This window comes from Bifidobacterium tissieri (assembly GCF_002259645.1).
GTDB classification, from domain to species: domain Bacteria; phylum Actinomycetota; class Actinomycetes; order Actinomycetales; family Bifidobacteriaceae; genus Galliscardovia; species Galliscardovia tissieri.
In genome coordinates this window covers 179,392-194,210 of record NZ_MWWV01000002.1, presented here as the reverse complement: position 1 = coordinate 194,210, position 14,819 = coordinate 179,392, and the positions used below count along the sequence as shown (strand labels likewise).

The 14,819-nt window shown below is 61.5% G+C and carries 10 protein-coding genes and 1 tRNA gene; 6 read left to right on the top strand and 5 right to left on the bottom strand.

All coding sequences use genetic code 11. The features are described from left to right. Nucleotides 1–58 precede the first annotated feature (58 nt). Together alr and dnaG are read left to right on the top strand one after the other, a co-directional pair. Complete coding sequence (gene alr / locus BTIS_RS01590; protein WP_094662017.1) at nt 59–1,417, top strand: alanine racemase; 1,359 nt, start codon at nt 59–61, stop codon at nt 1,415–1,417. A gap of 231 nt (nt 1,418–1,648) precedes the next feature. Next, entirely contained in the window at nt 1,649–3,757 is a 2,109-nt protein-coding gene (gene dnaG, locus BTIS_RS01585) for a DNA primase (RefSeq protein WP_094662015.1), read from the top strand. A gap of 44 nt (nt 3,758–3,801) precedes the next feature. On the opposite strand, the gene BTIS_RS01580 is transcribed toward dnaG, so the two are convergent. Next, nucleotides 3,802–4,836, bottom strand: coding sequence for a LacI family DNA-binding transcriptional regulator (locus tag BTIS_RS01580; protein ID WP_094662013.1), 1,035 nt, complete (start codon nt 4,834–4,836; stop codon nt 3,802–3,804). Nucleotides 4,837–5,126: 290 nt separating this feature from the next. On the opposite strand from BTIS_RS01580, the gene BTIS_RS01575 reads away from it, so the two are divergent. Both BTIS_RS01575 and BTIS_RS01570 read left to right on the top strand, forming a co-directional pair. Then, a complete protein-coding gene (locus tag BTIS_RS01575) occupies nt 5,127–5,900 on the top strand; it encodes an SDR family NAD(P)-dependent oxidoreductase (RefSeq protein ID WP_094662011.1) in 774 nt (257 codons plus the stop codon). A gap of 274 nt (nt 5,901–6,174) precedes the next feature. Continuing rightward, the gene (locus tag BTIS_RS01570) at nt 6,175–7,509 is read left to right on the top strand and encodes a gluconate:H+ symporter (protein ID WP_094662009.1); all 1,335 of its coding nucleotides are present in this window, start codon (nt 6,175–6,177) and stop codon (nt 7,507–7,509) included. On the opposite strand, the gene BTIS_RS01565 is transcribed toward BTIS_RS01570, so the two are convergent. From BTIS_RS01565 to BTIS_RS01550, 4 genes are all read right to left on the bottom strand, one after another. After that, on the bottom strand, nt 7,487–8,029 hold the full coding sequence (locus BTIS_RS01565; protein WP_094662007.1) for a DNA-deoxyinosine glycosylase: 543 nt from the start codon (nt 8,027–8,029) through the stop codon (nt 7,487–7,489). The two genes, BTIS_RS01570 and BTIS_RS01565, sit on opposite strands and share 23 nt — an antisense overlap. 74 nt (nt 8,030–8,103) lie before the next feature. Further along, a complete protein-coding gene (locus tag BTIS_RS01560; RefSeq protein ID WP_094662077.1) occupies nt 8,104–8,739 on the bottom strand; it encodes a pyridoxamine 5'-phosphate oxidase family protein in 636 nt (211 codons plus the stop codon). 76 nt (nt 8,740–8,815) lie between these two features. After that, nucleotides 8,816–9,526: a hypothetical protein gene (locus BTIS_RS01555; protein WP_094662005.1), complete on the bottom strand. Its 711-nt coding sequence runs from the start codon at nt 9,524–9,526 to the stop codon at nt 8,816–8,818. A gap of 243 nt (nt 9,527–9,769) precedes the next feature. Next, a tRNA-Arg gene (locus tag BTIS_RS01550) sits at nt 9,770–9,846 on the bottom strand. A gap of 293 nt (nt 9,847–10,139) precedes the next feature. Here BTIS_RS01550 and BTIS_RS01545 point away from each other — a divergent pair. Both BTIS_RS01545 and BTIS_RS01540 read left to right on the top strand, forming a co-directional pair. Next, nucleotides 10,140–10,814 carry an alpha/beta hydrolase gene (locus BTIS_RS01545; protein WP_094662003.1) on the top strand — a complete coding sequence of 225 codons (675 nt, stop codon included), beginning with the start codon at nt 10,140–10,142 and terminating at the stop codon, nt 10,812–10,814. A 76-nt stretch (nt 10,815–10,890) separates the two neighbouring features. Continuing rightward, nucleotides 10,891–14,667, top strand: a complete 3,777-nt coding sequence (locus tag BTIS_RS01540; protein ID WP_094662001.1) for a DEAD/DEAH box helicase — start codon at nt 10,891–10,893, stop codon at nt 14,665–14,667. Nucleotides 14,668–14,819 lie beyond the last annotated feature (152 nt).

Sequence of the window (14,819 nt, the reverse complement as noted above, 5' to 3'; positions counted from 1 at the left end):
TCAAAGGAAAATGACACACGTCGCTGATCCGTCGCATAGCCGGGCCACAATAGGGCACATGACATTGAGTGCAGCGCCCGAATGGGCTTTCTCATCGGAAACCGGACGGAACAACTATGCGCGGGCATGCGAGCAGTACCCCGCGCAGTGCATCGTCGATCTCAAGGCATTGCGTGACAATATGCGCCACCTGGTCGACGTGGTCGGAGGGCCGGAATCCGGAACCGCGGTGATGGGCGTGGTCAAGGCCGACGCCTACGGACATGGACTGATTCCCGCCGCGCTCGCCGCGCTCGCCGGCGGTGCCACATGGCTCGGCACCGCGCAGTCGCATGAGGCGCTGCTGCTGCGTCAGGCGGGCATCGGACCGGACCGTTGCCGTATTCTCACCTGGGTGTACAACGGCCGCAACGTGCCGTTCGGCAAGCTCATCGACAACGACATCGACATCTCCATCGGCTCCATGGCCGGCATCGAGGCCGCCGCCGAGGCCGCGCGCGCGGTCGGCAAGCCCGCCCGCGTGCATGTGAAGGTCGACTCCGGATTCGGCCGCAACGGCTTCACCGAGGAGACGTTCGACGCGGCCCTCAAGCGGTTCGTGGAGCTCGCGCATGAGGGCGTGTTCCAGATCGTGGGCCAGTGGAGTCACCTCGCCGTGGCCGACTCGCCCGACGTCCCCGAATTCGTGGCGTCCACCGACCGTCAGATCGAGCATTTCAACGCGTTCACCGCGCGCATGGAGAAGGCCGGCATCGCCCCCGAGATCCGTCATCTCGCCAACACGGCGGCCACGCTCGACCGCCCTGAGATCCACTTCGAACTCACCCGCCCCGGCATCGGCCTGTACGGTTACGAGCCGGACCCGGCCATGGGCACCCCCTCCACGTGGGATCTCAAGCCGGCCATGACGCTGCAGGCGCAGCTTGGCACGGTCAAGCATGTGGAGGCCGGCCACGGCATCTCCTACGGCCGCACCTACCTGACCCCCGACGACACGTCCACCGCGATCGTGCCGCTCGGCTACGCGGACGGCATCCACCGCTCCGCATCCGGATTCGACATGCAGGGCGCCAAGCACGTGCAGAAGGACGGTGGTCCGGTGCGCGTGATGACGTCCGAAGGCCCCAAGGTCTACCATGTGTCCGGCCGCGTGTGCATGGACCAGTTCATGATCGACCTGCACGGCAAGTGCGAGGAGCTCAACGTCCACGAGGGCGACACCGTGGTGCTGTTCGGCCCCGGCCGTGGCGAGGCGAACGGCGAGCCCACCGCCGACGACTGGGCGCGCGCCGCCGGCACGATCAGCTACGAGATCTTCACCTGCCTGCGCAACCGCATTCCGCGCCTGTATCTCAACGCCGCCGAGGTGCTGCCGGCCGAGGATCTGGTCAAGCTCGATCCGGCGTCGTTGCTGTAGTCTGCTGTAGTCTGCTGCAGCATCAACCGGCCAGTGCCGTTACGGCATTCTCGTTACGGCATTCTCGTTACGGCATTCTCGTTACGGCATTCTCGTTACGGCATTCCTAGTGCGATGGTCGGGTGCGATGGTCGAAGGTCCAGTGGTCATGCCGACCGCCTATCGGACGTCGACCGTCGCACCCGGTCATGCCGACTCATCCGACCCGACCTCCGCGTAGACTGAAGCGTTATGCCGGGTTTGATTCTGAAAGAAGACATTGAGAAAGTACGAGCCGCAGCCGACCTGTACGACATCGTCTCCGCCGACGTCACGCTGAAGCCGTCGGGTTCCGGCACATTCATGGGCCTGTGCCCGTTCCACGACGAGAAGACGCCGAGCTTCTCCGTGCGCCCCGGACTCGGCGCGTGGCACTGCTTCGGATGCGGTCTGGGCGGCGACGTGTTCAAATACGTGGAGCAGTCCGAAAACGTCGGATTCGCCGACGCCGTGGAGATCCTCGCCGACAAATACCACATCGAACTGCATTACGACTCCAACCAGCCGCAGCAGCGTCAGGGCTCCAAACGATCCCGACTGCTCGAGGCCAACGAGGCCGCGCAGAGGTTCTTCGTCTCCCAGATCATGAGCAAGGAGGCGCTCGCCGCACGCAAGCTGCTCGCCGGCCGTAATTTCTCACAGGCCGACTGTGAGCGCTTCGGCTGCGGATACGCGCCGCAGGGCTGGGATAACCTGGTCCGTCATCTCGCATCCAAGGGGTTTACGCAGCAGGAGATGCTTGACGCCGGCCTCGCCCGTCAGGGCCAGCGTGGCGTATACGACTATTTCCGCGGTCGCGTGACGTGGCCGATCCGTGATGCCACGGGTCGTACGCTTGGTTTCGGCGCGCGCAAGCTGTTCGATGACGACACGATTCAGGCGAAGTACATCAATACGCCCGACACCACGTTGTATCACAAGAATCATGTGCTGTACGGCCTGGATCTGGCCAAGGCGAACATTGTGAAGAAGCGTCAGGTGGTGATCGTCGAGGGATATACCGACGTGATGGCCTGTCATCTGGCCGGTGTGGATACGGCGGTGGCGACGTGCGGCACGGCGTTCGGCAATGAGCATGCGAAGATCGTGCGGCGACTGATCTCCGACGACAAGCTCGGCGCATTGCAGCTGATCGGACCGGGTAGGAATCACACGTCGCGCGTGGTGTTCACGTTCGATGGCGACGCGGCCGGGCAGAAGGCGGCGTTGCACGCGTTCGGTCTTGACGGCGCGTTCCTGTCGCAGACGTTCGTGGCCGTGGCCGACAACAATCTTGATCCGTGCGATCTGCGTATCCAGCGGGGGGACAAGGCCGTGCGCACGCTGGTGGAGAACGCGTCGCCACTGTATGACTTCGTGATCAACGCGGCGATCGACCAGTTCGGCATCGAGTACACGACCGGACAGATGGGTGCGGTGAAGGCCGTGGCGCCGATCATCGCGCAGATTCGCGACCGTTCCCTTGTCGATATCTATGCGCGCAAGACGGCCCGTCGCATCGGCGTGGATCTGGACGTGATGATCCGTGAGGTGCAGACGGCCCGTCGTCGGCAGCATGTGCGCGACGAGGACGCGTATGCGCCGCGCAACAACCGGTACGGCAATGGCGGCAACGGTGACCGGTTCGGCAATGACTACGGTGAGGATCGCGGCACGATCAGTCCGGCGCGACGTCGACGCATCGAGCATCAGGACGCCTTGGCGCAGGGATACTACCGGGTGGACGATTCGGTGTTCATCTGCGAACAGCAGTTCATGGGGATTCTGATTCAGGTGCCGCGCGCGGTGAACCGCGACCTGTTCTCACGGCTGGATGAGGAGAGCTTCATCACGCCGGTGTTCCGGTCGCTGTATCAGGCGTTGGAGGCCGCCGGTGGACTGCCGTCGGACGATACGCCACAGGGGCTGTGGCTGCACAACCTGTCAAAGGCCACGGGACCGATGCTCGAACAGGTGGTCAACGAGCTTGCCGTGATGCCGCTGCCGCTGCCGAATCTGGACAAGGGTGGCTCCGGTGCCGCCGCGGGAGGTGTGGCGGGCTCGGACGGTCCGATCGACCCACAGGCCAACGGTGCCGCGAATCCGTTGCGTCCGGCCAGCGAGGCCGAGCGTCAGTATGCCTCGGAGCTGCTCGTGCGTCTGCTCGATATGGCGTGCATGCGCAGGATCGCCATGTGGAAGCGCCGCATGAATCTGCTGCCGGAGGGGGAGGAGAAGTTCCGACTGCTTGGCGAGATCACCAAGCAGGAGGCTGCCCGCAAGAACCTGCAGGCCGAGATCTACGGCAACACGGTCGGGTAGTAACACGGTCCGGCTGGTGTTGCGGCGTTCGATTGCGCTGCGCGTCAGCCCTCGGTGACGGAACTTGCCTCGACCTCGGTGACGGGCAGGATGATCCTGCGGCTCTTCGCGTACGGGTCGCCGGTGCGGTCTTCGCCCCGAGCGCCGATCTGTTCGAGCAGATTCCTCGCCGCCTCGCGGCCCAGCGCCTGCGGATCCTGTTCCAGCAGATAGATGCCATCCTGCACATACTGCGACCATCGCCAATCGTCGAAACTCACCAGACCGACGTCGTCGGGGAAACGAATCCCCAGTGTTTTCAACGCGGCGAGGATATCGAACAGCAGCGGTCCCATCAGCGACACCAGTACGGTGCGGCCGTTGAGATGATCGAGCGTGGTGCGGATTCGCTGCTGCAGCCAGGCATCGTCGTGCGAATCGGCCTCGATCGGCACCACGAGCACATGCCGTTCCTCCGCGGCCTTGGTGAATCCCGCCACACGCGGTGCCTGCGCGGAGATCTCGCTGCGCGTGCGGCTGAGCACCACGATGTTGTCGTATCCCATGTCGGCCAGTGCGATGCCCATCCGATGGCATGAATCCTCATTGTCGGCGACAACCGAGGCCATGCCGTCGGGCTGGTCGGCACATTCGCGATCGACCATCACCAGTGGGGTTTTCGATGAGACGATCGGCTCGTATGCGGCGAACCGTCGTGCGTTCGGTTGGATGATCAGCCCATCGACCTCCTGCGAGAGCAGACGGTTGATCTCGTCCCGTTCCTGCGTGGCCGAATTGTTCGCGTTCATCAGCATCACGTCGTATCCGGCGGGCTGCAGTTCGGCGTAGATGCCGCTGAACAGCAACGATGAGAACACGTTGGAGATATCGGCGACGATCACGCCCACCACATGCGTGGACTGCTGGCGCATGCGTCGGGCGGACGCGCTCGGCCGGTAGTCAAGACGATCGATCGTCTCCTGAACGCGGGTGCGTGTGGCCTGGCTCATCTTGCCGTAGTTGCCGTTGATGAATCGTGAGACCGTGGTCACCGAAACCTGCGCCTCGCGTGCAATATCGGCGATGGTTACCTTGGCCATGGTGCTCCTTCTGCGTGTGCTGTGCTTCGTTGCCGGTGTGCGGGTTCTCTAGTGCGAGTCTAATGCGTTCCGCAGGTGCGTCGCGAACGTGTTTTCGAAAACGCCGACAAATCGCGGCAACACGCCGCGTTGACATGATTCGATGGTCGGGTATATCTTTGGGATATCGATACACCACAACAAAAGCAAGGAAGTATGATGTTGTGATGGTATCGATAACCTATCGAAGTACCGATATCGTACAGACGTGAGCCGCCCGCAACGTAGCCAATACCCAAAGGAGAGGAATCATGGCCGAGTTTTCCATCAAGAGCTTCGATCTGACCGACAAGGTGGTGCTCATCACCGGAGGCGCCAGCGGACTGGGGCAGTACTACACGCAGGCCGTCAGCAAGGTCGGTGCCGACGTGTTCATCGTGTCCTACGACCAGAAGGGATGGGAGGAGACCCGTGCCGCGGTCGAGGCCAATGGATGCAAGGCCGTTTTCATGCTGCAGGACATTACCGAACCCGGCGCGGCGAAGAAGATCGTCGATCGTGCCATGGCGGAATACGGTCGTATCGACGTGCTCATCAACAACGCCGGCATGCAGCGTCGGCACGATCTCGTCGAATTCCCCGACTCCGACTGGCAAGCCGTGATCGAACTCAACCTCAACGCCCTGTACTATCTCTCGCATGAGGTCGCCAAGATCATGATCAAACAGCAGAGCGGCAAGATCGTGAACATCGGCTCCATGCAGTCCTACCGCGCCGGCAAGTTCATCTACCCGTACGCAGCCAGCAAGCACGCCGTCATGGGTCTTACCCGCGCCTACGCCGACGCGCTCGCGCCGCATAACATCCAGGTCAACGGACTGGCGCCCGGCTATATCAACACGCCCATGACCAAGGCCCTGCAGGAGGACCCGGTGCGCAGCGTGGAGATCCGCGAGCACATCCCCGCCGGACATTGGGGTGAACCCAAGGAGCTCATGGGTGCCATGGTGTTCCTCTGCTCCGCCGCATCCGACTACATCAACGGCGTGATGCTGCCCGTCGACGGCGGTTACCTGCTGCGCTGATTCGCTTTTCCCCGTTCCGTTCTTCCCGCCTGATGGGTTTTCACCCTGGCACAGTTAGTGTGATCACACTAAGGAACCGTGCGCCATCTTCTTGCCTGATAGGGTCTTGATCCTGACATGGTTAGTGTGATCACACTAAGGAGGGCGGTCTTCCTCCTTACGGGTTTTCAGACCCTGAATAAGGGGCTGAACGGCTGAACGGTACCCGGTTTCTATCTCACTTCTTTCTTTTCACTCGATACCTACCTCCCCAGAGAACAGCAAAGGAGCTCCCATGCCTCTGGTCATCGTGGCCTGCGCCGTCGCAGTGCTCATCTTCCTCATCGTCAAACTCAAGCTCAACACCTTCGTCTCGCTGGTCATCGTCTCATTCCTTACCGCGCTCGTCCTGCAGATCCCGGTCGACAAGATCCCCACCACCATCGAAACCGGCATCGGCGGCCAGCTCGGCCATCTCGCCGTGATCTTCGGCTTCGGATCCATGCTCGGCAAGCTCGTCTCCGACTCCGGCGGCGGCCATCGCATCGCCATGACGCTGATCAAGCGCTTCGGCCGCAAGCACATCCAGATCGCCGTGGTGCTCGCCTCGTTCATCGTGGGCATCGCCCTGTTCTTCGAGGTCGGACTCGTGGTGCTGCTGCCGATCATCTTCGTGATCGCGCGCGAGCTCGACATGCCGCTCATGTACCTCGGCATCCCCATGGCCATCACGCTCAACGTGGCCCACGCGTTCCTGCCGCCGCATCCCGCGCCCACCGCCATCACCTCCACGCTCGGCGCCAACATGGGTCACGTGCTGCTGTACGGCATCATCGTATCCATCCCAACCATCATCGTGGCCGGACCGTTGTTCAACTCGCTGCTGCACCGCATCAAGCCCGACCTGTACCACACCGACGTCGAGGTCACCGCGCTCGGCGAATTCAAGGAGTTCAAGGAGGAGGACACCCCGGGCTTTGCCATCTCCGTCGTCACGTCCATGATGCCGGTCATCCTCATCGCCGTGGCCACCATCTGTACGTTCGTGCTGCCCGAAGGCAACATCGTCAATCAGGTGATCCAGTTCGTGGGTGCCCCCGACGCCGCCATGCTGCTATCCATGCTGTTCGCCGTCTGGACCATGGGCCTCGCCCGCAAGCGCACCATGGCCGACATCGCCGGCAGCATGACCGAATCCGTCAAGCAGATCGCCATGATGCTGCTCATCATCGGCGGTGGCGGCGCGTTCAAGCAGGTGCTTGTGGACGGTGGCATCTCCGACTACATCTCCACCATGTTCGCCAACATCAACATGCCGCCGCTGCTCGCTGCCTGGATCGTGGCCGCCGTGCTGCGCCTGTGTCTCGGCTCGGCCACGGTCGCCTCGCTTACCGCCGCCGGTCTGGTGGCACCGATGGTCGCCATGTCGGGCGTCAACCCGGCGCTCATGGTGTTGGCCGTGGGTGCGGGTTCGGTGATCGCCGACCATGTGAACGACGCCGGATTCTGGATGATCAAGGAATACTTCGGCCTCTCGCTCAAGGAGACGTTCATGTCGTGGACGGCCGCCACCACCGTCATGTCGGTGATGGGACTGATCTCCGTGCTCACACTGTCGTTGTTCGTGTGATCGACTGAACCACGACCTGATATGCGGCTGTCAGATCCGGCAGCCGCATTCTCGCGTTCGCCGGGCTCGTGGATGGCAGGGGAGTCATGGGAACGGTGATGCCGTTCTCGACCAGATGCGGCTCACACAGACGACGATACAATTGCGCCGCCTTGCCGCCGGTCGTGAACACGTGACTGATGCGTGATGCGCGAATGATCGGCGCAAGATCGTTCGGCACGGCATTGCGGATCGACGAATCACTGGCTCCGACGATATCGCATTCGGCGATCACATCCCATAATGCAAACCGATGCCGTAGGGCGAAATCGCTACGAATCTCGGGGTCCGGCTCCGGCACCGGCTCATCGAACAAGGCCGCCATCACCGGCCAGAACCGGTTCTGCGGGTGCATGTAGTAGAACGACGCCTCGCGGGACTTCGGGCTCGGCATCGAACCGAGGATCAGCACGCGGGAATCCGCATCCCACACCGGGCCGAATCCATGGGTCACGTGGGTCGGATTGGAATGAATCGTCATGATATTCAGCGAATTTGTTCAGCGTAATTGCGGTTCACAACACGGGACGGCCGATGATTGATCGTTGCAAACGCTCACCGTGATTCCGGCATCGCCGATGTGTGAGCCGCCTGCCGCACTTTTGCGTGGATCTTGCCGGTCGCATGCGTCGCCGTAATCTTCCACACCATCACGCTGGAGGCCTGCTGCGGAGTGAACGGGACACCCCACTTGCCCATCTGCTGCCCCATCAGCAACTGCAGGCCATGAATCTTCTCATCCACATCGTCCACGATGCTTGCCGTGCCGTTGCCGACCACCGACTTGAACGCCTCGCCCCAATTGCACCAGGCACGCCCCTCGATGATCTCGCGATCCGTATCCATCTCGAACGCCACGGGCAGCGCGTTGCCGGCCGTGCGAATCGCGTCGAATTTACGACCCTCCGGCGCGGAATGCATGTACAGGACCAGCGTGCCAGCATCGTCGGCAGGGGCCGCATCCGTGTATTCGTAACCGAAGTTCACCGGTACGATCGTCAGGCCCTCCGCATCCATATACGACACATGCACCACGTCGCAATGGTCGATGATCTGTCGTATCTGCTCGGTGTCGGTCACTTCGCGGTCGGCGCGGCGCATGCGACGATGCGCTCCGGCGACGGTTCTTTCGTCATGACGCTTGGCGGGCTTGCGTAGCGCCGCCAGATCCTCAGGTCGTTCATCGGTCATGATCGACACTGTAGCCGGTTCATGTGAACGGGGTTCCGGGGCCGTCCCGTTCACACGAACCGGTCATGAACCAGAGTCAGCGCCGCGTTCCCCGACTGCGTCGTTCCTGACTCATCCGGGCGTTGCCGAGAGCAATCCTCTCCTGCAGCTTGGCATTTTCCTCGGCCCGGACCCTTTCGACGATGTCCGGATACCGGGAGTCCCACTCAAACGGGTTGGTGATTCCGTCGCGTTCGCCGGCTTCCTTGAGTGCCTGGTTGATTTGGTCGTTGGTATGGTTGAGAACCGCGATGTAATCGATCTCATCGCCATAATTGGGTATGGCAAGACGGTCAAGCAGCGTATCGCCATCGCATGCGGACCACGGAGCATCGTCGGGCACGACCTCACCGGGCATAGCAATGGCCTGATCCTTACCGAACACGAAGTCACGGATCGCCACAAAATCAAAATTGCCGTCCTCGTCGTAGAACTGGTCGTCATCGTCCATATCCCAATTGAAAAACGGAATGCGAACCAAGCGGAATCCCGGGAGGACGAACCGCTTGCCGAACTCGTAGGCCTCGGACTCCTGCCAGTAGTCCTCGCGCTCCACGGCATCGAGCGCATCGGTGTCAAGATGGCCGCGGAACATCTCGACCACGTTGAGGTCACTCTCCTCCATGTCCTCGGCGAGAAGGATATCGTCGTATTTCGCAGTCGCCCTACCGCTTTTTGCACAGTAGAGCCCCGTCTTCACGTTTTGAATCGCGTAATCGTATCCTCCATCACGATCGTCAATCCACATATGATCACCAAGTCCTTCCGACGTCCATAAGCACTCCGCACTCCATGTGCGGCGTTGGCGTCCATAGTCACGATATGACGGATCGTGCGAGGTGGCGGAATAGTGCCGGGTTGGATTGGATGATGTGGCGGATGTAATGGCGAGGGGGAGAGCATCCGCGCTTGGTGCATCCGAGTGCATCCCTATGGTGGAATACCCGGTATGAGTGAACCCCTTGGATCCTAGTGTTTCCAAGGGGTTCGATGGTGACCCCGGCCGGATTCGAACCGGCGACCTACAGATTAGAAGTCAGTTGCTCTATCCAACTGAGCTACGGGGCCGAAAAGCAACGAGTAGCCATTGTAGCAACCTCATGCCGTTTTCGCTATGGGAACGTCGTGGAATCGGGAACGAATCGCAGATCGTTACACAATCGGTGCATGGTGATGCCGGGCATATGGCAGTTCCGTAGCATATCGGATCGGAGGCCTACGATAGGGAGAGGCGGCTGCCCGCTGCACAACTATGCCGCAGTCGTCACCGTCACCGTCGTCGTCATCACTAGGGTCGACGTGCGCAGTGACTGAATATGGATGGTATCGTTGGTGGGCGTTGTTGAGGAAAGAGAGCTGATATGCGACTGAACATGCTGACCCGACTGACCATGGAATCGGCCGGATCGCCCGCCGAACCCATCACCGGGCAGATTCTGCCGCCGGACACCGCGACCAGCGACATCGTGTACGTGATGTTCCACGGATACGGCAACGACGAGCATGAAATGGTCCGCATCATCGACGCGGTGGACCCCAGTAGCGACTACATCTCCGTACAGGGACCCATCCATCGCCAGTATCTCGGCGGCCATGCCTGGTACGACAGCGCCGGCTGGGACAACGCGCGCATCCAGTCGCAGTGTTCCGCCATCGGCGATCAGATCGTGTCCATGCTTGATTCGTCGGCGCTCAAAGGGCGCCGCAAGGTGCTCGTCGGCTTCTCGCAGGGCGGATACCTGTCATACCGCATTCTCGCCGACCACCCCGATACGTTTGCGGCCGCAGTGCTGCTTGCGCCGTCGTTTCACGATGAACAGCCACGATTCGCCGAGCCGACGCGTCGTCCCAAGGTCTTCCTCGGCTACGGCAGTCTTGACCGTCAGATCCCCGAAGAACAGAAGACGTCGATCCGCGCGGCGCTCGCCGCATTCGCCACCGTGGAGGAACGCGCCTACCTCGGCATGCGCCACGACGTCTGCGACGCCGAACTCACCGACGTTCACCGTTTTCTGCAGTCCCTGCCGCGCATCTGAGCCGCTGACGGTCGTGGCTGATATGGTCGAAGCGGATGCGGCCGGCTGATCGGCCGGCTGATCGAAAGGCGCGTGAATGAACTGGCGGTCGGACGTATACGGGCGTAACGGTGGAACCGGCGGTGCCGGCAGTTTCGGCGGCAGTTTCGGCAACGCTGACGGCTACTACGACGATTACACCGTCGACCCCGACGACGACAGCCATTCCGACACATCCGCCTACGGCCACCAGTCCGACGCCATACCCGAATACGAACTGCGCACACTCGGCGGCACCGCCTTCTACCGTGCCTACAACGTGATCACCAGCGGCCGCATGCACGACCTGCACTGCGATGCGGACGCTGACGGCGACACGGTGATCTCCGCACTCGTCCGCAGCAACGCCAGCGGCCGCGGCGACTACGAAGTGCACGCCACCATCGATGAAAACGACCACGAACTGGTCGACTCGGCCTGCACCTGCCCCGCCTACGGGGTGTACAGCGGAATTTGCAAGCATGTGATCGCACTGATCATGCAATACAACGACCATCCGCAATCGTTCACCCAGACTGGAGATCCCACGCGTGCGGCAGCCACGCATCACACCTCGCGGCTATTGCAGGTCTACATGCGGCAACGGGAGCATGACGCGGCGCAGGCCATGCGCGAGCAGCGGCTGAACCTGCTCAAACAGGTCAGTGCGCTCGCTGATTCCCACGGCGATTCCCAAGGGCCGTCGGATCGGTCTTCGCTCGTCCGGGGGAGTGCCGCCGACGGCAGTCGGCATATGCCCATCGGTAGCGTCCGTCTGCGGCCATGTCTGCACCCGTCTGATGACGGATGGCGGCTGAAGTTGCGAATTCGCGTTCCCGATCGAAATATCGAATATGCGGTGAAGAACATTCGCGAGCTGCTGCAGGCGATACGCGTCGGCACGTATCTGTACTACGGCAAGAAACTCGGGTTCGTCCATTCCCGTGATGCGTTCGACGAGCGTTCTCGCCGGCTGATCGACGTGCTGACGCAGGCGTTCGATATCCGCGCGGCGCTTGGCGTGACCGAGCCGTACGACAGCTACTACTACCATCGGAAATCCACCGCGAACGAGATGTCGCTGGTCGTCGATGAGGTTGTCGAACTGCTGGACCTGTATTGCGATGCCGATGAGACCATCGACTATATTCCCGTTGCTTCTCCGGCATCGTTATCCGCGTCGGTCGGATTGGGCGCATCGCGTGGCCCGGTCGCCGCCGCGGTGGTCGACGGCGATCCCGATCCGGGACTCACGATCCGGGAAAGCGAATCCGGAGACGGGTATGTGATCGAACACAGTACGTATTTTGATCTGCTGGCCGAGGGACGCAACACGTCCTACGTTGTTGTGCGACGGACGGCGGATTCACGACAGCCGGTGTTTCACCGATGCAGCGCACGGTTCGTCAAGGACTTCGACATGCTGTCCATCCTGTGCAACGATTCGGAGCATGGGCTGTTCCTGAATCGTGACGACTTGGACACGTTCAGCCGAACCATACTGCCGTATCTGGGGACGAGCGTGACCGTGAACGCGGACGGTTCGACCGAAACGCATGGCATTCCGGCCGAACTGCCCAGTGATCTGCTGCGGCGCAAGCGTCTGCCATGTGTGATCGAAACCTATCTGGACCGTGGGCGTGACGGTGTGAGCTGCGATGTACAGGCACGGTATGGCGATCGGCGGTTCCACGTGTTCGCCGGCATTGCGCCCGGCGATGTGACGCGTGATGCGGATACCGAACGGCTTGCCGTGGAGGCGGTGCGGCATTACTTCCCCCAGCCCGACGATGTGGTGGCGCGCATTCCCGAATCCGACGATGAGGCCATTCACCGACTGATCACCGAAGGGCTGCCGGTGCTGCGCGGGCTCGGTGAGGTGTTCGCCACGCCTGCGTTCGACGGTCTGACCGCCACGCCGCGTCCGAAGATCCGGGTCGGTCTGTCCGTTGCGTCCGATCTGGTTCGGATTTCGCCCATCGCCGATGAGATCGATCCCAAGGATGTGCCGGCGCTGCTGAACAGTTATCGTCGCAAACGCCGGTTTCATCGACTGTCGAACGGCGCGTTCGTTGAGATGCGTGACGTGGATACCAGTGCCATCGACGAGCTTGCCGCCGATCTGGGCGTTTCCGCCGCCAGTCTGGAAACGGGAACGCTGCAGGTGCCCGCCTACGAGGCCTACTATCTTGATCATCAAGTCGACGATGCCGACAAAAGCGCGAGTTTCACCGCATATCTGAATGATCTGCGTGTGATCGACCCGACGACCTATACGGTTCCTGATTCGTTGGCCGGTGTGCTGCGACCGTATCAGGTGGAGGGATTCCGCTGGCTGAATGCGGTGTGCGACAAGGGATTCGGCGGGATTCTGGCCGACGAGATGGGCTTGGGCAAGACCGTGCAGCTGCTGTCGCTGCTGGTGGCGCGTCATGAGAGGGCGGAGCGTCATGAGCGGGCGAGTGCCGATGCGACGGCGAATCAGGCAGCGAATCAGGCGGCGACTCCGGCAATGAATCTGATCGTCTGCCCGGCGTCACTGGTCTACAACTGGCTCGCCGAATGCGGACGGTTCGCACCCGGATTGCGTGCGGTGGCGATCGCCGGCACCAAGGCCGCACGTCGCACGATGATCGAAGCCGCCGCGCACGGCGAATATGACGTGGTCATCACCTCATACGATCTTCTGCGTCGTGATATCGACGACTATGACGGTATCGATTTCGATGTGATGGCCCTCGACGAGGCACAGTACGTGAAGAATCACGCCACCAAGGTGTCGCGTGCGGTACGGCGCATCGGGGCGCGGCATCGGTTTGCGCTCACCGGCACGCCGATCGAGAACCGACTGAGCGAACTGTGGAGCATCTTCGACTTCCTCATGCCGGGCATGCTCGGATCGTACGCGCATTTCCGCGAACGGTTCGAAATGCCGATCCTCGCCGGTGACTCGAAGGCGCAGGACAAGCTGCGGGCGTTCGTCAATCCGTTCATTCTGCGACGGCTCAAGGCCGATGTGCTCCATGATCTGCCCGACAAGATCGAAAACGTGATCACCGTGCAATTGACTGGTGAGCAGCGGCGACTGTATGCGGCGCTCGAGCAGCGGCTGCGCGATACGATCCTTCACCAGAAGGGCAAGGACTTCGACGAGTCCAAGATCCAGGTGCTGGCACAGCTGACACGGTTGCGCCAGGTGTGCTGCGATCCGAGGCTCGCGTTCGGTGAGAAGAATGAGAACGGTACGGGTGATGGGGCTGGCGCAGCCACGGCTGGTGCAACCACGCATCGGGCAGGACGACGTGCCTCGTCCGCCAAGCTCGACGCCATCGAGGAACTGGTGTCGAGCTGCCGCGATGCCGGACGCAAGATGCTCATCTTTTCGCAGTTCACCAGCTATCTCGACCTCATCGCCGAGCGGCTGCGCGCCGACGACGTGCCCTACGACGTGATCACCGGTTCCACGCCCAAACGCAAGCGGCTCGAGCTGGTCGACGCCTTCAACCGCGACGACACCCCCGTGTTCCTCATCTCGCTCAAGGCCGGGAATACGGGCCTCAATCTCACCGGCGCATGCGTGGTGGTGCACGCCGACCCATGGTGGAACGCCGCCGCGCAGAATCAGGCCACCGACCGCGCGCATCGCATCGGGCAGACGCAGGACGTGAACGTGTATCAGATCGTGGCCAAGGACACGATCGAGGAGCGCATCCTCAACCTGCAACACACCAAAACCGATCTCGCGTCACGCTTCGTGGATGCCGCATCCACCGGCGGCAACGCCATCGGCGCGCTCACCAAGGACGATCTGCTTCGCCTGCTTGGACAAATGTGATCTGCTATACATTACGTAATATATGAAGGTTCTAAACGTGATCTACGTAACTTTTTTTTGTGGAATCCGCGTGCAACAGGTGGAAAATCATTGCCATGTAATAATCGCGTTCTTATAGTCGCAGGTGTCAGTTGGAAATGATCCAACACGAT